Raw genomic sequence first — 21,597 nt, 5'->3', positions numbered from 1 at the left:
ATGGCTTCAACAATTGAAATGAAAAAACTATCTAGCAAAAATATCGTATCACCAAAAGGCTTTACTGCAGCAGGTGTTCATTGCGGTATTAAACATAAGAAAAAAGATTTAGCGATTTTAGTCAGTGATGTACCAGCAAGTGTAGCGGGCGTATTTACAACAAATGCTGTTCAAGCGGCACCCCTTAAAGTAACAAAGGAAGTTGTATATGGAACGAAAAAAATGCAGGCAATGATTGTAAATTCAGGGAATGCTAATGCATGCACAGGTAAACAAGGGATAGCAGATGCATACGAAATGCAAAGACTTGCTGCACTAAAGCTCGGCATTTCTGAAGGTTTAGTTGGGGTAGCATCTACAGGTGTTATTGGGGAAATTATGAAAATGGAACCTATTAAAAAAGGGATGGAAATGTTATTACCGGATTCCAAACTTGAAAATGGAATTGATTTTTCACAAGCAATCCTGACAACAGATACAGTAATGAAAAATACAACATACGCTACGATTATAGACGGTAAAGAAGTAATCGTATCGGGAACAGCAAAAGGTTCAGGTATGATCGAACCGAATATGGCGACTATGTTGGGCTTTATTACGACAGATGCAAATATTGAATCGGATGAATTGCAAAAAGCGTTATCTAATGTAACGGATTGTACATTCAACTCAATTACAGTAGATGGAGATACATCAACAAATGATACGGTAGTAGTAATGGCAAATGGGTTAGCTGGTAATGAACCATTATCGCCTGCACATCCGGATTGGGAGAATTTTTATACAGCATTACGATTAGTATCCGAAGACTTAGCAAAATCGATTGCACGTGATGGAGAAGGCGCAACAAAACTCATTGAAGTTGAGGTCGATGGTGCAATTTCTGATGAAGAGGCAAGAAAAATTGCAAAAACAGTTGTCGGTTCCCCTCTTGTAAAAACAGCAGTTTTCGGATGTGATGCAAACTGGGGTCGTATTATCGCAGCAGTTGGTTATTCTGGAGCCGTTGTTGATCCAGATAAAATTACAATTAAAATTGGCGGGGCAACAATGGTCGAAAATGGAGAACCTATTAATTTTTCAGAAGAAGCGCTAATAGAAATTTTAAAACAACATGAAGTTAAAATCTTTGTGTCTTTAGAAGTGGGAGAGGGACACGGCTTTGCTTGGGGGTGTGATTTAACTTATGACTACGTTCAAATCAACGCATCATACCGTTCGTAAAATGGTCATCAAGCTAGGTGGCAGTACATTAGAAGGTCTTAACGAGGCCTTCTTTCGTAATTTCAAAGCCCTTCAAGATCAGGGGATTCAACTCATCATTACTCATGGGGGAGGACCTGCCATTAATCGTGAATTAGCCGCTGCTAACATTCAATCTCAAACTGTAAATGGCTTACGGGTAACGAATGAAGAAATGATTGAAATTGTTCAATCAACTTTAATCGGTAAAGTTAATCCTGCATTAGTTCATGAACTCAATGCTGCAGGAATTGACTCTGTAGGATTAAATGGTTTTGATCAAACTTTGTTGGAAAGTGAATATTTAGATTATGAAACTTATAAATATGTAGGTAAGGTAAAAAGTGTTAATGTAAACTTATTAAATACATTAACTGAAAGTGGTATTGTCCCTGTAATAGCATGCATTGGCGCAACAAAGGATGGGCATGCACTTAATATTAATGGAGATACAGTGGCAAGTGAAATTGCATTGGCAGTAGGTGCAGACCGTTTACTCCTCGTTACAGATGTTGCAGGTATTCGGATTAAAGATGAATTTCAAACAGAAGCCACACCAAATTTAATTAAGCAATGGATTGATGAAGGAGATATATACGGCGGTATGATACCGAAAGTACAAGGGGCTTTAAATTGTTTAGAGTCGGGAATACCATCTGTCCAAATTGTCAATGAAACATTAACCGGTACAACTATTTTAAGTGAGGAGCTAGTAAAATGAGTGCATTATTTCAAAATTACGCAAGAAGACCTTTCGCTATTGTTGAAGGGAAAGGAACTGAAGTATTCGATACTACAGGAAAACGCTATTTAGATTTTACAAGTGGAATAGCTGTCTGTAGCTTAGGTCATGCCAATCCTGCAATTGTAGAGGCAATTCAGCAGCAAAGTGAAAAACTATGGCATATTAGTAACTTATTTGAAAGCCCAGGTCAAGAGAAGCTGGCGGCATCCTTAGTGAAAGATTTACATCTATCCTATGCTTTTTTCTGTAATAGTGGAGCAGAGGCAAATGAGGCTGCAATTAAATTGGCTCGAAAGCATACAGGGAAGCATAAAATAATCGTTTTCGAACAAAGCTTTCATGGACGTACATTCGGTGCAATGAGTGCGACTGGTCAAGATAAAGTACGTAACGGCTTCGGACCATTAGTGAGTGAATTTATTACATTACCGTTTAATGATGTAGAGGCATTAAAAGCTGCAGCAGACTCTGAAACAGCAGCAATAATGTTGGAGATGATTCAAGGTGAAGGCGGGGTAAATTCTGTATCTGATGAATTTGCGCAAGCTATTCATGACATTCAGCAATCAACAGATATTTTAGTAATCGCCGATGAAGTACAAACGGGAATTGGGCGTACAGGTACCCGTTTTGCATTTGAGCAAACTGTAATTAAGCCTAATATTGTATCAATGGCGAAAGGTCTAGGAGGAGGTTTTCCAATTGGAGGCATTCTCGGTACAGAGGAACTATTTAATACGTTTAACGCAGGTACACATGGCACGACATTCGGTGGAAATCCACTAGCGGTGTCCGTAGCACAAACGGTTATTGATCATATATTTAATGATGAATTTTTACAATCTGTAAAACAAAAATCAAGCTATTTTGTAATAAAACTTAAAGAAGCATTTCCGAACTATACTGTTCAAGGGAAAGGTTTAATGCTTGGATTAGGATTAGGTGGAGAAGACGTAGCGCCATATGTAGCTGCTTTAGATAAAGCTGGATTGTTAACTGTAGCGGCAGGTCCGAAAGTAATACGCTTATTGCCACCATTAACAGTAAGTGAGCAGGAAATTGATGAAGCTGTAGACATTCTAAAAGGTGTATTACAAACAGATAAAATTACAACTCTATAAATAATTTAAAAGAGTTTGGGACAAAACGAAAAATATCCATTTTCCTTAAGGGAAAATGGATATTTCAGACTGTAGACAAACTCGAAGAAATTCGAGTTTGCCTACAGTCTTTTTTGTTTTAAAATAAATTTAAATGATGAAAACCGTTGATTTCCATTCCAGGGGACGCGTTTCGCGGGCGGGTGCCAATCCTCCTCGTCGCTACGCTCCTGCGGTGTATCGGCAGTCCCGCTATTCCCGCAGAAGTCGCCCCTTCCATTCCAATCAACTTGATCTATTCTTTCTAATATAGTTTATCTAAATCAAAGAGGTGTCCCGATATGATGACTAAAAACCAAATGAATGAACGTAATCAATTAGAAATGTTGACGATTGAACAACTTGTCCCAGAAAATCATCTCGTACGTAAATTAGAGGCAGCCATTGACTTTTCGTTTGTATATCCATTAGTTGAAAACTTATATTCACCTTTCGGTAGACCAAGTATTGATCCTGTTGTCTTATTTAAAATGACAATGATTCAATACGTTTTTGGTATTCGTTCGATGCGTCAAACGATTAAGGAAATTGAAACGAATGTAGCGTATCGCTGGTTTTTAGGCTTCGGTTTTCATACAGAAGTGCCTCACTTCTCAACGTTTGGCAAAAATTATACACGGCGTTTTGAGGATACAGATGTATTTGAACAGATTTTCTATCGCATCTTGAAAGAAATTGTGGATGCGGGTTTATTATCAGCTGACCATATCTTTATTGATTCTACGCATGTTAAGGCAAGTGCGAATAAACGAAAATTTGATAAGAAGATGGTTCGAAAAGAGACACGTGCTTATGAAGAAAAGCTACAAGAAGAGTTAAACATAGACCGTGAAAAGAACGGGAAAAAGCCGTTTCCACCGGAGAAGTTTGAAAAGGAAGAATGGAAAGAAATCAAAGAGAGCACAACGGACCCTGAAAGTGGTTACTATGTGAAGGACGAACGGACAAAACAATTTGCCTATTCATTTCATGCAGCGACAGATGAACGTGGCTTTGTATTAGGTACGATTGTGACACCGGGCAATATCCATGATAGTCATATGCTGCAACCGCTTGTTGAAAAGGTCATTCATCGTGTGAAAAAGCCTGTGGCTGTTGCTGCGGATGCGGCTTATAAAACACCTGCGATTACGAACTTTTTATTAGAAAATCAAATGTTGCCTGTTCTTCCTTATACAAGACCGAAAACGAAAGATGGCTTCTTCCGTAAACATGAGTATGTCTATGATGAGCACTATAATTGCTATATTTGCCCGAATGACCAGATGTTGCGCTATACAACGACGACGAAAGAAGGCTATCGCCAATACAAATCGAATCCAGCGGTTTGTGCAGATTGCCCATTTCTAGCACAATGTACGGAAAGTAAAAATCATACGAAAATGATTCAGCGACATATTTGGGCAGATTATCTAGAAGAAGCCGAACATCTTCGTCATCATCATGAAATTAAATCCATTTATGCAAAACGAAAAGAGACGGTTGAGCGTGTCTTTGCGGATGCGAAAGAGAAGCATGGTATGCGATGGACAACGCTAAGAGGCCTTAAAAAATTGTCCATGCAGGCGATGCTTACTTTTGCTGCCATGAACTTGAAGAAACTTGCCACATGGACTTGGCAAGGAGCTTAGATGAGGGCATCTTCCCTCGAAGAGGAGCCCTTTTACAGAACTTCGGAGCCTAATTTGATAAAAGAAATGACAAAAGGCATCGAGAGACGAGCTCTCGATGCCTTTTGTCGACAACCTGAAATATCCATTTTCCTTAAGGGAAAATGGATATTTTTCTGTTTCTACCAGAATTGATTTCCGTTGCGGGGACGCTTTCCGGGGGCGTGGCCTGAGCCTGTAGTCTCAGGCGTCACGCTCATCCCCCAGGAGTCGCCCCTTCACTCCAATCAATTCATAAAGTATCGGTTTCTTAATAAGGAATTTTCTCTTATACAAAGAAATTCTACTTATGTCTCAGCCACTGTTTTTTATAAATTAGTCAATAGTTGTTTCGGGATCGATTTCTATATCGTCTAAATCTTCTTCTATGATCTCTCCTGGTACAGTATTCTCTTCATCTTCGGGTTCAGGTGGCGCAATATAAACTTCCCCAACTTCATTCGAATAACCCGACTCCAGGCCAGTAATATCAACAGCAACAACGACATACCTAACGCCTTCTGACACAGACATTTGGAACCCTTCGTAAGACTTTAATGATCTTACAAGTGATGTGCCTTCATTTGTAATACTGTATACACGGTAGCCAACCACATCATTGGATGCTGAAGCCGTCCATGATAATGAGCCATTTGCCAATGTTGCAAATACAGCTTCAGGTGGAGCACCATCCGCTTCGAACTGGGCACCTGATACAACACCATTACCAGTACTAAACGGCAATAGCTTTGATGCATCCCCACCGAGCCTACCTAGCATACGGTCAATAAAGGCCTGATTCAATCCGAATCCACTCATTTGGACAAACTCAGTAGGTGTACTTGGTAGTGCCGCATAAGTACTGCCATTAATTACTACAGAAGTAGATGAAACGAAACTATCATCTGGCTGTGTAGGTAAAAATACATTTTTGTTAAATAAATCGGAAACGACTAAACCAGCATTTGAACAAGATGTGGAAGCAGCTAATCCGGATATTCCACAGAACGACTGCGTAACAACACCTTCTGGCTTTTTGAATGTTTCCTTCGTACCGATTAATTCTGGATCGATATCATAAAGCGTATTTAAATAACTTGCCCATAATCGGTTGACACGATTACTAGGGTGCTGATAACGATTATTAAATGCATAAAGAGTACGAGGCTGGTCATAACCTAACCAGACACCGACTGAGATATTCGGATTATAGCCTACTAGCCAAACGTCTTTATGATCCTGTGTTGTACCTGTTTTAGCAGCAAAGTCTGAAGAGAACTTTAACTGACTTTTCGCTAAAGTTGCGGTACCGCCTTGTTGAAGTACATCACGTAACATATCTGTCATCATATAGGCAGTTTCCGGACTGAATACCTCCACCGGCTCAACTTTATGTTCATAAACAACATTACCATCTAAATCCTCGATACGCTCAATCATATAGGCATCTATGAATTTTCCTTCATTTGCAAATGTAGTATAAGCATTTGTATTTTCCTCGACTGTTGCCCCATGCGTGATACCGCCAATGGCTGTAGATAAATGAACATAATCTCCTTCAGTTAACTTAGAAAAGCCCATTTTATCTAAATACGTAGCAGGACGACGATCTAAAATTGAGTCATACAAACGTAACAAGGCCAAGTTTTGAGAAGAAGCTACTGCTTGACGTGCAGGAATAATGCCTAATTCCTGTGTAGGAATATAGTTTACAGGTTCGTAATTATCATAATCACGTTTAAATTTAACATCCACTACCGGGCTACCCGCCCCGATTACACCATATTCCAGTGCCGGTGCATAAGCAAGTAATGGTTTCATCGTTGATCCATTTGATCGATAAGCTTGTGTAGCATGATTTAACTGTTCTAACTGGTGGTCACGTCCACCGACGAAGCTTAAAATACGACCTGTTTTATTATCGATAATGATACTTCCTGTTTGAACAGGCACATCCACTTCGATTTCTTCACCTGTTTCTGGATCTTTTTCTTTTTTCTTATATGTTTGACCATACAGTGTAAATTCTTCTGTTACATTTCGCATAGCATCGTACATATCTTTATTGATTGTCGAATAAATACGATATCCTCCAGAACGAATTGTACGGTCTGCTAAAATAGAGTATTTTTCGTTTAAGTTCTTTTCTTCTTTTAAACGGTCTGGGTCAATTCCGTCTTCTTCAGCAAGGATTTTTGCGAAAATTTCTTTTGATCGCATTTCAAGCTCAGCTGTTAGCCAAGGATATTTGTCCTCTGGTCGTTCTTCATAACCCTTCAAATCTTTTGTAATATCATAGCCTATTGCTTCGTTGTACTCTTTTTCCGAAATATAGCCTACTTCCTGCATACGATATAATACCGTTTTCATACGGTCGATACCAGGTTTCATTCCTTCAGCACTCTTTTGTTCACCCTTATTTGTGAATGGTGTGTATTTAAAAGGCGCTTGAGGTATTCCGGCAATATAGGCTGCCTGTGGTAAATTTAGCTTAGAAGCTGGAATACCAAATATACCTTGGGCTGCTGTTTCAATTCCGGCAATATTACGACCGGAAGAATTACGGCCATATGGGATAATGTTAAGGTATGCTTCTAAAATCTCTTCTTTACTCATAAATTTCTCGAGACGGAAAGCGAGTAAGATTTCTTTAGCTTTACGCTCATACGAAACTTCATTTGTAAGTATTTGGTTTTTTATTAACTGCTGTGTTAAAGTAGAGCCACCAGTTTGTGTAGAGGAGTTCGATACATCTTGCAGTAACCCACGTAAAACTGCTTTTGGTACAATTCCTTCATGCTCGCGGAAATATTCATCTTCCGTAGCAAGTACCGCATTTATAACTATTGGAGATATATTAGCAAGCGATGTCTCACGTCGGTCTAAATCTGTTCGAATTTTTCCTATGTAAATATCGTTTGCAAAGTAAAGTTCACTTGTTTCTTCATAACTGAATATTTGCTCGCGCATCTCTTCTTTTGATCGCAAAGGTTCATCCTTTGTTAATGATGCGAAGTAACCTGCACCTACACCCCCAACAAATAACAGTGTAGTAGCAACAAAAATTACTGCTAATAAAGTTAAATTCCAAAAGACACCACCAGTAATTCGTACATAGCGCATCTGTTTTGAAGAAACAAGGGATTCGATTTTTTTATTAAATTTATCAAGCCATTCTTTCACAACATCGCCCTCCTAAAATCTTGTTTATTATAGCATATTTGATATATAAACGAATATATTTATTGACAACATCTATTTTCTAGGTAGAATAGAAAATATAAATTTCAGGCAAAGAAGAGTTTGCAGTAATAAATGTGCTCCCTGATTAGAGAGCTGGCGGTTGGTGAAAGCCAGAGAAAGCGCATTTATGAATTACGTACTTGGAGCTTGAACGGATCGTCACGTTATAGACGCTTAAAGTGGAAGAAAAGTTTTTTGTTTCTTCAAGCTGGGTGGTACCGCGTTAAATGAGAAATTTGACGTCCCTGCATGCATTGGCGTGTAGGGACGTTTTTTGTTTCCTTACATAGCGAATACAACACATGTAAAAGGAGAGAAAAATGATGAACGAATTACTGCAAGATTTAGAATGGCGTGGTTTGTTATACCAACAAACAGATGCTGAAGGTATGGAAAAGCTTTTAAACGAGGAAAAGGTTTCATTATATGTAGGTGTCGATCCAACAGCAGATTCCATGCATATCGGTCATATCGTACCATTACTTACATTACGCCGTTTCCAAAAAGCGGGCCATACACCGATTTTATTAGTTGGGGGAGCTACAGGTACTGTAGGAGATCCGTCAGGACGTTCTGAAGAGCGCCAACTACAGACGATGGAGCAAATCGACAAAAACGTTCAAGGTCTAAAAAAACAAATGGAACGTTTATTCGACTTCTCATCAGATGCAGCAAACGGTGCTGTATTAGTAAATAATAATGATTGGGTTGGCCCAATGTCATTGATCGATTTTTTACGTGATTACGGGAAATTAATTAATGTAAACTACATTTTAAATAAAGACACAGTAGCTTCACGCTTAGATTCAGGTATTTCATTCACTGAATTTGCTTACACATTAATTCAAGGAATCGACTTCAACCATTTATACGATCATCATAATGTTCGTATTCAAGTAGGTGGCTCGGATCAGTGGGGCAATATTACAACGGGATTGGAAATGATTCGTAAGACACACGACGAAAATGCAAAAGCATTCGGTATTACGATTCCTCTTGTAACAAAAGCAGATGGTACAAAATTCGGTAAAACAGCAGGTGGCGCAGTATGGCTGGATGCTGAGAAAACATCACCATATGAGTTCTACCAGTTCTGGATCAACACTGCAGATGCAGACGTTGTAAAATACCTTAAAATATTTACCTTCTTAACACGTGAAGAAATTGAAGCGCTGGCAGTAAGTGTGGAAGAAGAGCCGCATTTACGTAAAGCACAAAAAGCTTTAGCTGAAGAGATGACACGCCTTATCCACGGTGAAGCTGGTCTAGAGGCAGCGGAGCGTATTACAAAGGCATTATTCTCAGGGGATTTAAAAGCTTTATCAGTAGATGAAATGAAAGTGGCATTTGCTGGCGTTCCATCTGTAGAGGTAGCGAAAGAAGACAAAAACATTGTTGAATTAATCGTAGAAGCCGGCATTTCATCTTCAAAACGTCAAGCACGTGAAGATGTAACGAACGGTGCAATTAGTGTGAACGGTGAAAAAGTTACAGAGCTAGAATATGTGATTGATGGCAAAGACCGATTAGAAGATGCATTTGCGATTATCCGTCGAGGAAAGAAAAAATATCACATGGTGAAATTTGTATAACTAAATGATTTTGAAACGTCTTGGAAATAAAGTTTTCCAAGGCGTTTTTTTAAAGGGATATTAGGAAGTAAAAAGAACGTAATAAGGAGAAGGGAGAGATGACATGGAGAAAAAATCTTATTGGGGACAAATTGGAATGGCCATTTTTGTATTGCTGGGAGCAAGCTTTTTCACGTTTGTTATTGTTTTCACGTTTCTACTGGCGGGCAACATTCATTACATACCGCTAATAATTGCAGTAGCTTCAATTTTATATATAGGTTTTGTCCTTCAAATTTTTGATGTATTTTACCAAAAGAAAAAACGTGTGAAAGTGTATTGGGGACTAGCGGGGATTATTATAGCTATTACATGTATTCAACCGATTTATAAGTGGTTGGATAGCAGGGTGTCAACTGTTGATGCTGAGGTTAATATTTATCAGTATGAACCTTTTGTAGAAGGCAACCAATTAGTAGCGCTCGGACAAACCGCTTCCTTAACATTGGAGGAGCCTTTACCGATCATAGATGGTGCGACGGCATTGTACCCACTCTATGCGGCAATCGCTCAAGAAGTATATCCTGAAAAAAGTTATAATCCATATCAGAGTGAGGTAATGGTTAACCAAACACATGAAGCCTATACGAATCTAATTTTAGGAAGGGCGGATATAATTTTTGCGGCGGGACCATCTGAAAATCAAAAGAAGCGTGCGGAAGATAAGGGCTTTGAACTGGTATTAACCCCTATTGGAAAAGAAGCATTCGTCTTTTTTGTAAATAGTAAAAATAATATTAACGGTTTATCGTTGGAACAAATTAAAGGCATCTATTCCGGTGAAATTACAAATTGGTCTGAAGTTGGTGGGGATAATGATGAAATTCGTGCATTCCAAAGACCGCAAGATAGTGGATCCCAAACTGCTTTACAACGTTTAATGGGGGATACGCCTTTAATGGAGGCGCCAACTGAAGATATTGCAACTGGTATGGGTGGAATAATTAATGAGGTATCCCAATATAAAAATTATAAAAATGCAATTGGTTATACATTCCGCTATTACTCAAATGAAATGGTGCGGAATGAAGAAATAAAACTATTGGAAGTTAATGGGGTAGCTCCTTCAAAAGAAACAATTCGTTCAAATACTTATCCAATTGCCTCGGAGTTTTATATTGTGACGGCAGGTGAGCCTACTGGTAATGTAAAGCGATTAATCGATTGGGTATTATCAGATGAAGGTCAATCTTTAATAGAAAAAGCGGGTTATGTTTCACTATCTTCAGTAGAATGATATTTAAGGTACAATAATTTTGAATCGCCCACAGTATGCCAGTATAATAGAGTATAGACATATTTTTTTAGGGGGATTTTGATTTGAATGAGCAATTGACACATGCAGTCGATGATCGACATGCGGTATTAAGTATTGCTACTAAACCTCGTGATACCATTCGTTATGTTCTAACACATAAAAAGTTATCTTATTTTATTATCGTAGGTATTATCGGTATGTTTGCAAGCAATTTAATTAGCTTTATCGGCATGGATTTTACAGGAGCATATACTTTAGGTGATATCGTTTATTCGACATTATTATCAAGTTTATTGCTCTACTTTCTTTCTACAGCATTATCAGCAGGTGTTTTGACACTATCAGCAAAAGCATTTGGCGGGATAGGTAAGTTTAAAGAAATGTTCCGCATGATTAGTGTAACGATGATTCCTTATATTTGGATATTACCGATAATATTGTTTTGGATGCAATTTGCGCCACAATCTTTTTTTAATATTACTTATATTGAAACATCATTAAGTGATTTAATCCTACAGTTTGTATGTGGTACGTTTATAATTATTGCCAGTTTATGGACATATGTTATTACAGTAGTTGGTATTTCAGAAGTGCACCGAATCTCAACATGGAAAGCATTTTTCGCTTCCTTTATTGTGATAATTATATTAGTGGTAAGTGCTCGTTATTTACTGTTTTAAATTCAAGACATTCACATTGTATATTTTGTGAATGTCTTTTTATTTTATAAAGTAAAACATTAAGACGGGTTAATAACATCGGGACTATTGCCATTTTGAATATGACTATTCGATCCGGTAATGTCATAAGCAATTAAGGTTACGTCCAACTTTTCTTCCAGTTGTTTGATTGCACTAAGTTTTTCATTATTAAGTTCGGCAAATTTTGCATCTTCCAAAAAAATCACATCCTTTAATAAATTATAAATTAAGTATGAGAGATATTTTAATATTTATCCGTTTGCAGAGATGGGAAATTGGGGTATATAAATAGTAACGCAAGATAAGTTATGTAAAGAAAATTATCCCCACATCAGTTCAAAAATTTGATAATTTTCTGTATAGTTGTATAAAAAAGTAAACTTATCAGATTAATAGCTTGGTCCTTGGGTTTCTTATTTGCGTGGAATTGTAGGTAGAAGTTGGGAGGTGTAACAATGGAATCTTATAATGTTTCTATTTTAATCAATGAATCAGATCAAAAAGTTAAAGACAATATAAAACTTGATTATCAAACATTAGATTTAATAGTCAAATCTAATGGAGTATGGTTTGATGACAAAGGACATTCAGTAGTAAGTGTTCATATAGGTTTAGAAAATGATGCAACAATTTATATTTCTGAAGAATAAAATATATTTCGTTCAGCTACTTATGCATGATCAATTGAGTAATATCTAATACTTCCTATTACAAAGTACAATATAAAAAGCCCTAGAAACATTGATTTAACAACGTTTCTAGGGCTTTTTAAGTTACTCTTTGCAGACTCAACTACTAATTAACGAGAGTAGAACTCGACGATTAATTGTTCGTTGATTTCAGCAGATAATTCAGAGCGCTCTGGCATACGTACGAAAGTACCTACTTTAGAGTCTGCATCGAATGATAAATATTCTGGTACGAAGCTGTTAACTTCTACAGATTCAGCTACTACTGAAAGGTTAGCTGATTTCTCACGTAATGAGATCGTTTGACCTGGTTTTACTGAGAATGATGGGATATCAACGCGTTTACCATCAACTAAGATGTGGCCGTGGTTAACTAATTGACGAGCTGCACGACGAGTGCGAGCTAAACCTAAACGGTATACTAAGTTGTCAAGGCGAGTTTCAAGTAAGATCATGAAGTTTTCACCTTGTACACCTTGTAATTTACCAGCTTTAAGGTAAGTGTTTTTGAATTGACGTTCAGTCATACCATACATATGACGTAATTTTTGTTTTTCAGTTAATTGTAGACCGTACTCTGATTTTTTACCGCGAGAGTTCGGGCCGTGTTGACCTGGTGCGTAAGGGCGTTTTGCGATTTCTTTACCTGTGCCGCTTAATGAAATACCAAGACGACGAGATAGTTTCCAAGATGGACCTGTATAACGAGACATAATTGTGTCTCCTCCTTTAAATTTGGTTTTTGTTGTAAAAGAAAAAACCAGTTGTACCCGACATTAAACGGTATTCTATTTTCATGTATCTTCGCCCATGCAGCCGAGAGGGTTACACAATACACCATTCTAATAAGATAGAAGGAACAAAATACACGATTAAGTTATACAACTACTGCATTCATTTTACACAAAGGCTATTGTATCTTTTTTTTAACAGTACGTCAACAAATAGTAATATTCCCGTGAAGCAGTAAATGTTAAGTGAGAAGTACTAGAAGAATAAAAGAAGTATAAATACGTGAAAAAATATGAATTAGTAGAGAGATTTGCTGAAAAAATTAATATTAGGTAATTATGCGTATAAGGGAAAATGGTAATGAGACAGAAAATAATCGTTTTTCTAATAAAAACGATACTATTAGGGGTGTTTATTAGAAAAATATTACATAAATAAATAGTCAAATAGACACGAAAAGTGTATACTTGAGGATAAGTAATAAGAAACTGACAATGGCAATAGCGAAAGAAAAGGTGATTTAATGGTGGAAAATCAACTAAAGATTGATCAATTTAAATCGAATATCCTGAACCTTTGTATGAATTCAAATATACAACAACATAAACTCCATGACTATTTTCTACTATTGGAAAAGAGCCTGGCAGATTTTTTCGATATGGAAGATTGCTTTTTATTCCATTTGATTGATAACAACCTAAAACCGGTAACCAACCTGAATTTTTATAATATCGATTTTAATTTATTAATCCCTTATTTAAATGGAAATAAAGTTGTAGAATTACCTAAGTTTTTAAAGGAACTTTCGTATTTCAAAAACCATACAAATATAATGCCACTTATGAGAAACAATAAAATGGACGGAATCATTGTTTTTAAATATCAAAAAACAACTCCCCCTTTCGAAATACAATTAACAGAAGATATTATAATTAATATCTCCTCTGTTCATAAATATTTAGTGCAAAATTATGAAGTACATTCAAATGAGCAAAAATACCGTAAACTTTATGGAATGACTGACCTTTTTCACTCCACGATGGATATTGATGTAATTTTGCAAAATGTACTCATTACGATTGAAGATAATTTTTCGGATTTAGAAGTGGAACTGATATTATCAAATGATCAGGATCGTCAAACGAAAATCCAAATAAAGCCTTTTGATTACTTGTCAGAGCGACCTTCAACAATCGAGGCGTTTGTATCTGGAGAGTTAAAAGAGGATATTGCCATGGAATTGGACTGTCGTTTATTAAACGTACCTATTAAAGGTAGGCAAGCAATTTACGGCATATTACAGGTGAAAGCACCTATTAACTATTCCTTTACTAATTCAGAGAAAGATTTCATAAAAATGCTTGCCCAAGCATCAGGGAATGCATTGGAAAATGCCAAACTCTATCACCAATCACATCGACTAATCAGCGATTTGCAGTTAATTAACGAAACTTCTCATCGTTTGAATATGAAGCTGACGATTAACGAAATGCTTTTATTTTTACAAAAACAATTATTAAAGTCATTCCAACCGATGGAAGTCGGGTTTTTATTTAAAGGGAAAGATTATTATGAAATGACGGAAGTCTGTACTCCATATTTTAATCAAGATGAATCTCTAGCATATATTCATTATGTGGAAAAGCACTTTAAAGTAAAACAGGATCCGTTATTTATCGCTGATTTTAGTCGACTTATTGCGGAGGAAATTAAATATAAATCAGTGATGGCTATTCCAATGATTGTAGAAGAAAAGATTATTGGGTTTAGCATTGTATTGCATCAGGAACCGTATTTCTTCTCCTTTGATAGTTTTAAGTTGATGCAATCGCTTATTCATCATTCTTCTTTAGCTATTTCTAACTCTGTTTTACGGGAGCAATTACAGGAAATGGTGGATCGTGACCATTTAACAAAGCTTTATGCCCGTAGTTACTCTGATACTTATGTAGAAAAATCAATTCAAAAAGATGACTCGGGTATGTTTCTTCTAATTGATATTGATAACTTTAAAAAGGTTAATGATACGTTTGGACATCAGGTTGGGGATAAAGTGCTCGTTCAAATTGCTGTTCAATTAAAAAAGAAAATTGGTTTAAGAGGGATCTGTTCAAGGTGGGGCGGTGAAGAGCTCGCAATTTATATTCCGAACATTTTAGAAGATGAGGCATTGAAAGTTTCGAAAGAGCTAGTTGATCTGATACCAAAAGTAACGAAACCTTCAGTCACAATTTCGGCCGGAATGGTTACATGGTATAAAGGGAAGCGACCGGATTTTCAACATATCTTTTTACAGGCGGATACAGCTTTATACAATGCTAAAAGTAACGGGAAAAATCGCGTTTGTGTGTTTGAAAGTTCAATGGAACTAAAATGTTAAAGGGAGAACCTGAAAAGTAATTCAGGTTCTCCCTATTTTTTATTTAAATATGTTTTAAGAGCACACTGACAAATCGCTCTAATCCTTCTTTATCTTCCAATGAAAAACGTGCTTCATTCGGGCTATCAATATCCAAAACGCCAAATACCGTTCCATTTGCAGTTAAAGGAATGACGACTTCCGATTTTGATGCTGCATCACAGGCGATATGTCCAGGGAAAGTATGTACATCATCCACCATAATTGTTTCATTGTTTTTCACGGCAGTTCCACAAACACCGCGTCCAACGGGAATACGCACACAAGCAGGTAATCCTTGGAATGGACCAAGAACTAATTCGCCATCCTTCATTAAATAAAAGCCAACCCAATTTATATCTTCTAAAAAGTAATTTAGTAAAGCTGAAGCATTGCTTAAATTAGCAATGAGGTCGTTTTCCCCTTCCAATAATGCGTCAAGATGTTTTGCAAGTTGCTCGTACTGCTCTGTTAGCGTGCCGCTGTAAGTAATATTAGAAAACATATAAACCTCCAATTAAAATTTAATTTTTTGTTGTAAAGCCTCGTGATGCTGATGTAAATCCTGTGCAGTATGTGCATCAGATCCAAAAATAATAGGTATGTTTAATTCTTTTGCGAATTGCACAAATGGTAATGGCGGGTAGGGCTCCTTGCAGAAAGGTTTACTTAAACCGGCACTATTAAAATCAAGTTCATAATGATACTGCTTCATTAAAGTGAGGATTTCCTTAATTCGCAAGGAGTCGTCGATTTGTTCTGAATGCGCAAGCTGAAATTTATGAATTAATGTTGGATGACCTATTCGCGTTGGCTTGTAAGGGCCAAGGTCTGCCAAAATCGATTTTTTAACCGTTTCGTAATAGAGTTCGTACATAGGGGCGATTCCGCCTACCTTATTAGCAAATTGTAAATAGACTTTGTCGGAAAAGTCAATGCATACATACTCATCTGCTGCCTGTAAAAAGTGAACTGATAAAATGGCATCATCGAGGAAAGGACCAAACTCATTTAGTAAGTGACGAGTTTGACTCTCGAATCCAATAATATAATCAACTTCTAAACCGATATTAATTATAATTTTTGACTGATAATGTTCTTTTAGTCTTTTCAGTTGATGAATATAGTCTTTCAAATATGCTTTATCCATGCCACTATCCTTGTCGGGTGTTGGATCGATAAAGCCATCAGGTAAAGGTGCATGTTCTGTAAAAGATATTTCTTTGAATCCATTTTCAATCGCTTTATCGATATATTTCTCGAATGAATCTGTGGAGCCATGTGGGCAAAAAGGGGTATGTATATGACCATCGCGCATCAATTTATGCGACCTCCTTCAAAAATATGGGATTTGCAGTAAAAAAACCTGTAAATAGTTCAACAAATAGTATAAAACATGTTATTATTATAAAGACATATATAAGTAATTTATTGATTTTAATTGGGATTAGGGGGCTTACAATGATAAATTATATCATCATTGTTGTCGTCATACTATTAGCATTATTGATTGTAGGGTTGGTAGTACGACGCAAGCATAATGCAGAAATAGGACGATTAGATAAAGAAAAGTTACAAATCCAACACTATCCAATTTTTGAAGAGCTAGCTAAAGTAAAAGCGCTAAACATGAATGGTCAAACAGAAGAGCTATTTGAAAACTGGCGAAATCGATGGTTAGATGTTGTGGATAAACAAATTCCGAAAATTGACGAATTGTTATTTGATGCGGAAGAATTTATTGATCGTTTTAAATTCAAAAAAGCTACGCATGCAGAACGAGAAATTGACCAGGAGCTTACAAAGTGTGAGCAAGTTCGTGTGCAAATTATTACAGAGCTTGACGAATTAATCGGCAGTGAAGAAAAAAACCGTATCGAAATTGAACAATTGAAAGAGTATTACCGCTCAGCACGTAAAACGATTTTGGCACATCAACATTCATTTGGTCCCGCTTTAGAGGAATTGGAAAAGAAGCTAGAGCAGTTTGTACCAAAGTTTGAAGAGTTTGATGAGTTAACAAAAGATGGTAACTACCTACAGGCCCGTGAAATTGTACTCCAGCTAAATGATGAAGCTCAAACGATCTTTAACCTTCTAAACGAAGTACCAACACTACTTACAGAAATACAGACAAAAATTCCGACAGCGATTCATGAGTTGCGAAATGGTCAGCGTGAAATGGAAGAGCAAAACTATTATTTGCGTCATTTAGAGCTGACAGAATACTTGGATGGGCTTGAAAACGAATTAGACGTATTGAAGGATGCAATTGCCGAGTTAAACTTACAGACTGTATTGCCTCGCATTCAAACGATTAATGATGAGATTGATCATTTCTATAATTTACTGGAAAAAGAAGTAATGGCAAGAAAATATGTCGAACGCAATTGTTCAGGTATGTATAGTACGATTAATGAAGTGATGCGATTAACAAAAGATATTAGTGATGAAGTGGCCTATATTCAGCATAGCTATCGATTGCAGGATAAAGAGGCGGAAATTCCAAAAGTCGGTTTAAAGCATTTGGAAGTTTTACAAAGACGCTATGAATTATTGTCTACACGTGTACAGGAAGAAAAGTCCGCATATTCAAGCCTTCAGGAAGAATTGAAGGAAATTACGGATGAAATTGAGCGTATTGCAGAAGAACAAGAGAGCTTTTCAAATAAATTAAAGAATTTACGGATTGACGAGAATAAGGCAAGGGCAGAATTAGAAACTTTAAAGCGTCTGCTACAAAACACAGAACGCTTACTAGGACGTGCCAATATTCCTGGGATACCAGAGGAAATGGACGCGCGATTGGAAGAAGCGGCAGAACGTATTTTTGTGGTGGTTCAAAGTTTACAGGAAGTACCACTAAATATTGTACAAGTAAACCAACATTTACTAAGTGCAAAGCAATCCATTGAAGAAACACATGAAAAAGCACAGGAAATGATTGAGAATGTTTTAATAATCGAACGTCTCATTCAGTTTGGTAATAGATATCGCGCCAATAATCGTCAAGTGCATGAAAGCTTACTTGAAGCAGAGGACGCATTTAAAAAGTTCCGCTACATAAAGGCATTGGAAGACGCAGCAAGGGCAGTTGAAATTGTTGATCCAAATGCTATTAATCGTATTGAAGAGCTTGTACAAGAACAACTGATTTCAAAATGATAAGCATAACGGTTACATGTTGAACGATTTAGCGTTATAATAAATAAGCAAATTAAAGAGGTTGTGGTAATGGTTTAATAGACTATTATCACAACCTCTCTGCTTGAGATGAAATTACCTATAAAGTATTGCTTTGCGTTGGTTAAGTGTATTCACGCCACCTTGTCGCAAAGCTAAATAGTTAAAAAAGAAGGTAGAGTATAGATGATTTATTTAGATAATAGTGCGACAACAAAACCACACGAGGATGTTCTAAAAACATTCTTGGTAGTAAATGAACAATATTTTGCAAATCCGGCTTCCATCCATCGTGCCGGTGTAGAGTCAAATACGTTATTAACAAAAGCTCGTGAGCAATTAGCAAGTATTCTCCATACTGATGAAAAAAACATATTGTTTACTTCCGGTGGAACTGAGTCGAATAATGCCGCGCTTTTTGGTCTTGCAAAATCAAGTAATTTTAGAGGAAAGCATATTATTACGACAGAAATAGAGCATCCCTCGATTTTGGAAGCTGTTAAGCGTTTAGAGGAAGAAGGCTATGACATCGACTATTTAAAAGTAAATAAGTCTGGGCTTATTTCTTTAGAGGAATTACAGCAAAAGCTTCGTAAAGATACTATTATCGTTAGTATTATGCACGTAAACAACGAAATGGGTGCAATACAGCCAATTAAAGAAGCAGCCCAAATAATTCATAAACAATGCCAAGCAATGTTCCACGTAGATGCGATACAAAGTTTCGGTAAGCTACCAGTATTGTTTGATGGTGATAATGGTCCAGATGTTATTTCCATTTCAGGACATAAAATTCATGGTCTGAAAGGGAGCGGTCTGTTAGCATTTCGTAAAAAACCACAACTGAAAGCATTTATCGTTGGTGGGGGACAGGAATTTGGTTTACGCAGTGGAACTGTTGCAGTACCACAAGCTGCTGCGTTGGCAAAAGCTGCACGTTTAGCTGTGGAGAAAATGCCTGTACATGTCGAGAACTTTAAAAAGTGGTCAGCTGAGCTGCATCATTTCTTTGAGCAATTTGATCAAGAGGTTTATATACTTTCCCCAAAAGACGGTGCACCACATATTTTATCGTTTAGTGTAAAAGGATTAAAAGGTGAAATTTTAATTAATGCATTACAAAAACGCGATATTATCGTTTCAACATCAAGTGCCTGTTCATCTAAACAAACGAAAACAAGCCATGTTGTGGAGGCAATGAATATCGATAGTCGCTATAAAAACGGCGTATTGCGTCTAAGCTTCGGCGCTAATAATACAGACGAAGATATTGCTGCGTTTAAAAAGCAATTTTCAGTAGTTATGAAAGAGTTAAAAGGAGAAATTACACAATGATTTTTAAAGAAATTTTAGTTCGCTACGGTGAATTATCAACAAAAGGTCGTAACAAAAAAGATTTTATCAGCCGTTTACGTGATAATGTTCGTTATTCATTCAATGATATTGCACCGCTGAAAATTCGTGCAGAACGTGATCGTATGTTTATCGAAATCGAAAACAAAGAGAAATTTGCTGTGTTAATGGAGCGTTTACCTAATGTATTCGGTATTCAATCTATCAGCCCCGTTGCATCATGTGAAAAAGACTTAGATGTAATGAAGGCGTTAGCTATGGATATTTTAGAAGACTACCGTGATCGAGGCGATTTAACTTTTAAAGTGGAAGTGCATCGTACAGATAAAACGTTCCCACTAGATACACATGAATTGCAGCGTGAAATGGGTGCAACCCTATTACCAAACTTTCCTAACTTTAAAGTACAGGTGAAAAATCCGGATGTCGCACTTCGTATTGAAGTACGTGAAGATGCGATCTATATGATGGCACAAGTAATCCAAGGTGCTGGAGGAATGCCAATCGGTTCAAATGGCCGAACACTGTTAATGCTTTCCGGTGGTATTGATAGCCCAGTTGCTGGGTATTTAATGATGAAGCGTGGCGTTAGACTGGATGCCATTCACTTCTTCAGTCCACCATATACAAGTGATAATGCATTGCAAAAAGTAAAAGAACTAGCAAATGAGTTAACTAAATTCGGTGCAAATGTTCGCCTGCATGTCATTCCATTCACAGAATTGCAAGTAGCCGTAAAAGATGCAGTACCGGATAATATGTCTATGACTTCCACTCGTCGTATGATGATGAAAGTTGCTGATAAAGTTCGCGAAGAAATTGGTGCACTAGGAATCGTAACAGGTGAAAGCCTCGGGCAAGTTGCATCACAAACATTAGAAAGTCTAACTGCTATTAATGATGTGACAAACACGCCAATATTACGTCCGCTAATTTCAGCAGATAAAAATGACATCATTAAAATTGCCAAAGATATAGGCACCTACGAAACATCAATACAGCCTTTTGAAGATTGCTGTACGATTTTTACACCATCTAGTCCGAAAACTAAGCCAAAATTAGAAAAAGTACTACATTTTGAAAGCTTTACGGAATTCGATGATTTAATTGAACGAGCAGTGAAAAACCGCGAAGTTCATGTGTTTCCACAAAAGCAAGTAAAAGAAGATAAATTTGCTGATTTACTATAAGTTTAAACTCTAGAAATGATTTCCTAATCGAACTATAAATTACCTGCCTTTTTTGTGTATTAAACTTTTCTCCTGGTGCATTCTAATGTCACAAGGAGGTGAGCAACACATGGCAAACAACAATAGTTCTTCAAACAAATTACGTGTACCTGGTGCACAACAAGCGCTTGACCAAATGAAATACGAAATTGCACAAGAGTTTGGTGTACAATTAGGAGCAGAAGCATCATCTCGTGCAAACGGATCTGTAGGCGGAGAGATTACGAAACGCCTAGTTCAGATGGCTGAGCAACAATTACGTGGTGGAAACCAATAATTAAAATTTAAAAAAGGGACCGTTACTTTAAGTAGCGGTTCTTTTTTATTTTGCAGGTAATAAAATAATTTATTCATTAAAAAATGGCGGAATATTTTGATATTAAT

The 21,597-nt window shown here is 36.9% G+C and carries 18 protein-coding genes and 1 other annotated feature; of the genes, 13 read left to right on the top strand and 5 right to left on the bottom strand.

Features of this window, described 5'->3' with window-relative positions; all coding sequences use genetic code 11:
- The 4 genes from argJ (at nt 1) to MKY13_RS14350 (ending at nt 4,778) form a co-directional block, all read left to right on the top strand.
- Entirely contained in the window at nt 1-1,224 is a 1,224-nt protein-coding gene (argJ, locus tag MKY13_RS14365) for a bifunctional glutamate N-acetyltransferase/amino-acid acetyltransferase ArgJ (protein WP_339213472.1), read from the top strand.
- Complete coding sequence (argB, locus tag MKY13_RS14360; protein WP_191700600.1) at nt 1,187-1,963, top strand: acetylglutamate kinase; 777 nt, start codon at nt 1,187-1,189, stop codon at nt 1,961-1,963. Before argJ ends, argB begins: the two co-directional genes overlap by 38 nt.
- Nucleotides 1,960-3,108, top strand: coding sequence for an acetylornithine transaminase (locus MKY13_RS14355; RefSeq protein ID WP_339213470.1), 1,149 nt, complete (start codon nt 1,960-1,962; stop codon nt 3,106-3,108). Before argB ends, MKY13_RS14355 begins: the two co-directional genes overlap by 4 nt.
- Before the next feature lie 320 nt (nt 3,109-3,428).
- Nucleotides 3,429-4,778: an IS1182 family transposase gene (locus tag MKY13_RS14350; protein ID WP_191701905.1), complete on the top strand. Its 1,350-nt coding sequence runs from the start codon at nt 3,429-3,431 to the stop codon at nt 4,776-4,778.
- 354 nt (nt 4,779-5,132) lie between these two features.
- On the opposite strand, the gene MKY13_RS14345 is transcribed toward MKY13_RS14350, so the two are convergent.
- A complete protein-coding gene (locus tag MKY13_RS14345) occupies nt 5,133-7,979 on the bottom strand; it encodes a transglycosylase domain-containing protein (RefSeq protein ID WP_191700598.1) in 2,847 nt (948 codons plus the stop codon).
- A 102-nt stretch (nt 7,980-8,081) separates the two neighbouring features.
- Nucleotides 8,082-8,289: a binding site (T-box leader), on the top strand.
- Between the two features lie 70 nt (nt 8,290-8,359).
- On the opposite strand from MKY13_RS14345, the gene tyrS reads away from it, so the two are divergent.
- The 3 genes from tyrS to MKY13_RS14330 all read left to right on the top strand — a co-directional run bounded on the left by tyrS (nt 8,360) and on the right by MKY13_RS14330 (nt 11,608).
- Nucleotides 8,360-9,631, top strand: coding sequence for a tyrosine--tRNA ligase (gene tyrS / locus MKY13_RS14340; protein WP_339213468.1), 1,272 nt, complete (start codon nt 8,360-8,362; stop codon nt 9,629-9,631).
- A gap of 103 nt (nt 9,632-9,734) precedes the next feature.
- On the top strand, nt 9,735-10,907 hold the full coding sequence (locus tag MKY13_RS14335; protein WP_339213466.1) for a substrate-binding domain-containing protein: 1,173 nt from the start codon (nt 9,735-9,737) through the stop codon (nt 10,905-10,907).
- 83 nt (nt 10,908-10,990) lie between these two features.
- Entirely contained in the window at nt 10,991-11,608 is a 618-nt protein-coding gene (locus MKY13_RS14330) for a YIP1 family protein (protein ID WP_191700595.1), read from the top strand.
- 59 nt (nt 11,609-11,667) lie between these two features.
- Here MKY13_RS14330 and MKY13_RS14325 read toward each other — a convergent pair whose 3' ends face one another.
- Nucleotides 11,668-11,835: a uroporphyrinogen-III decarboxylase gene (locus MKY13_RS14325; RefSeq protein WP_318245214.1), complete on the bottom strand. Its 168-nt coding sequence runs from the start codon at nt 11,833-11,835 to the stop codon at nt 11,668-11,670.
- 249 nt (nt 11,836-12,084) lie between these two features.
- On the opposite strand from MKY13_RS14325, the gene MKY13_RS14320 reads away from it, so the two are divergent.
- Nucleotides 12,085-12,279: a hypothetical protein gene (locus tag MKY13_RS14320; RefSeq protein ID WP_191700594.1), complete on the top strand. Its 195-nt coding sequence runs from the start codon at nt 12,085-12,087 to the stop codon at nt 12,277-12,279.
- 149 nt (nt 12,280-12,428) lie between these two features.
- Here MKY13_RS14320 and rpsD read toward each other — a convergent pair whose 3' ends face one another.
- On the bottom strand, nt 12,429-13,031 hold the full coding sequence (gene rpsD / locus MKY13_RS14315) for a 30S ribosomal protein S4 (protein ID WP_191700593.1): 603 nt from the start codon (nt 13,029-13,031) through the stop codon (nt 12,429-12,431).
- 599 nt (nt 13,032-13,630) lie between these two features.
- Here rpsD and MKY13_RS14310 point away from each other — a divergent pair.
- Entirely contained in the window at nt 13,631-15,430 is a 1,800-nt protein-coding gene (locus MKY13_RS14310; RefSeq protein ID WP_339213461.1) for a sensor domain-containing diguanylate cyclase, read from the top strand.
- 43 nt (nt 15,431-15,473) lie between these two features.
- Here MKY13_RS14310 and MKY13_RS14305 read toward each other — a convergent pair whose 3' ends face one another.
- Both MKY13_RS14305 and hisJ read right to left on the bottom strand, forming a co-directional pair.
- Nucleotides 15,474-15,953, bottom strand: coding sequence for a GAF domain-containing protein (locus MKY13_RS14305; RefSeq protein WP_339213459.1), 480 nt, complete (start codon nt 15,951-15,953; stop codon nt 15,474-15,476).
- Nucleotides 15,954-15,965: 12 nt separating this feature from the next.
- Nucleotides 15,966-16,769, bottom strand: a complete 804-nt coding sequence (gene hisJ / locus MKY13_RS14300; RefSeq protein WP_339213457.1) for a histidinol-phosphatase HisJ — start codon at nt 16,767-16,769, stop codon at nt 15,966-15,968.
- A gap of 140 nt (nt 16,770-16,909) precedes the next feature.
- Between hisJ and ezrA the strand changes: the two genes are divergently transcribed.
- From ezrA to MKY13_RS14280, 4 genes are all read left to right on the top strand, one after another.
- Entirely contained in the window at nt 16,910-18,613 is a 1,704-nt protein-coding gene (gene ezrA, locus MKY13_RS14295) for a septation ring formation regulator EzrA (protein ID WP_191700589.1), read from the top strand.
- 204 nt (nt 18,614-18,817) lie between these two features.
- Nucleotides 18,818-19,966, top strand: a complete 1,149-nt coding sequence (locus MKY13_RS14290) for a cysteine desulfurase family protein (RefSeq protein ID WP_339213454.1) — start codon at nt 18,818-18,820, stop codon at nt 19,964-19,966.
- The gene (gene thiI, locus MKY13_RS14285; RefSeq protein ID WP_339213452.1) at nt 19,963-21,174 is read left to right on the top strand and encodes a tRNA uracil 4-sulfurtransferase ThiI; all 1,212 of its coding nucleotides are present in this window, start codon (nt 19,963-19,965) and stop codon (nt 21,172-21,174) included. Before MKY13_RS14290 ends, thiI begins: the two co-directional genes overlap by 4 nt.
- Before the next feature lie 109 nt (nt 21,175-21,283).
- Nucleotides 21,284-21,490, top strand: a complete 207-nt coding sequence (locus MKY13_RS14280) for an alpha/beta-type small acid-soluble spore protein (RefSeq protein WP_191700586.1) — start codon at nt 21,284-21,286, stop codon at nt 21,488-21,490.
- The last annotated feature ends 107 nt before the right edge of the window (nt 21,491-21,597 follow it).

The sequence above is a fragment of the Solibacillus sp. FSL W8-0372 genome, from assembly GCF_037969735.1.
In the GTDB taxonomy this organism is placed as follows: Bacteria; Bacillota; Bacilli; order Bacillales_A; family Planococcaceae; genus Solibacillus; species Solibacillus faecavium.
Note: the sequence above shows the minus strand (reverse complement) of the source record. Positions and strands in the feature narration are given on the sequence as shown.

Bases quoted from the DNA above. Each gene is read 5' to 3' on its own strand.
- argJ (WP_339213472.1), top strand. From the start codon at position 1: ATGGCTTCAACAATTGAAATGAAAAAACTATCTAGCAAAAATATCGTA.
- argB (WP_191700600.1), top strand. From the start codon at position 1,187: ATGACTACGTTCAAATCAACGCATCATACCGTTCGTAAAATGGTCATC.
- MKY13_RS14355 (WP_339213470.1), top strand. From the start codon at position 1,960: ATGAGTGCATTATTTCAAAATTACGCAAGAAGACCTTTCGCTATTGTT.
- MKY13_RS14350 (WP_191701905.1), top strand. From the start codon at position 3,429: ATGATGACTAAAAACCAAATGAATGAACGTAATCAATTAGAAATGTTG.
- tyrS (WP_339213468.1), top strand. From the start codon at position 8,360: ATGATGAACGAATTACTGCAAGATTTAGAATGGCGTGGTTTGTTATAC.
- MKY13_RS14335 (WP_339213466.1), top strand. From the start codon at position 9,735: ATGGAGAAAAAATCTTATTGGGGACAAATTGGAATGGCCATTTTTGTA.
- MKY13_RS14320 (WP_191700594.1), top strand. From the start codon at position 12,085: ATGGAATCTTATAATGTTTCTATTTTAATCAATGAATCAGATCAAAAA.
- rpsD (WP_191700593.1), bottom strand. From the start codon at position 13,031: ATGTCTCGTTATACAGGTCCATCTTGGAAACTATCTCGTCGTCTTGGT.
- MKY13_RS14310 (WP_339213461.1), top strand. From the start codon at position 13,631: ATGAATTCAAATATACAACAACATAAACTCCATGACTATTTTCTACTA.
- MKY13_RS14305 (WP_339213459.1), bottom strand. From the start codon at position 15,953: ATGTTTTCTAATATTACTTACAGCGGCACGCTAACAGAGCAGTACGAG.
- ezrA (WP_191700589.1), top strand. From the start codon at position 16,910: ATGATAAATTATATCATCATTGTTGTCGTCATACTATTAGCATTATTG.
- MKY13_RS14290 (WP_339213454.1), top strand. From the start codon at position 18,818: ATGATTTATTTAGATAATAGTGCGACAACAAAACCACACGAGGATGTT.
- thiI (WP_339213452.1), top strand. From the start codon at position 19,963: ATGATTTTTAAAGAAATTTTAGTTCGCTACGGTGAATTATCAACAAAA.
- MKY13_RS14280 (WP_191700586.1), top strand. From the start codon at position 21,284: ATGGCAAACAACAATAGTTCTTCAAACAAATTACGTGTACCTGGTGCA.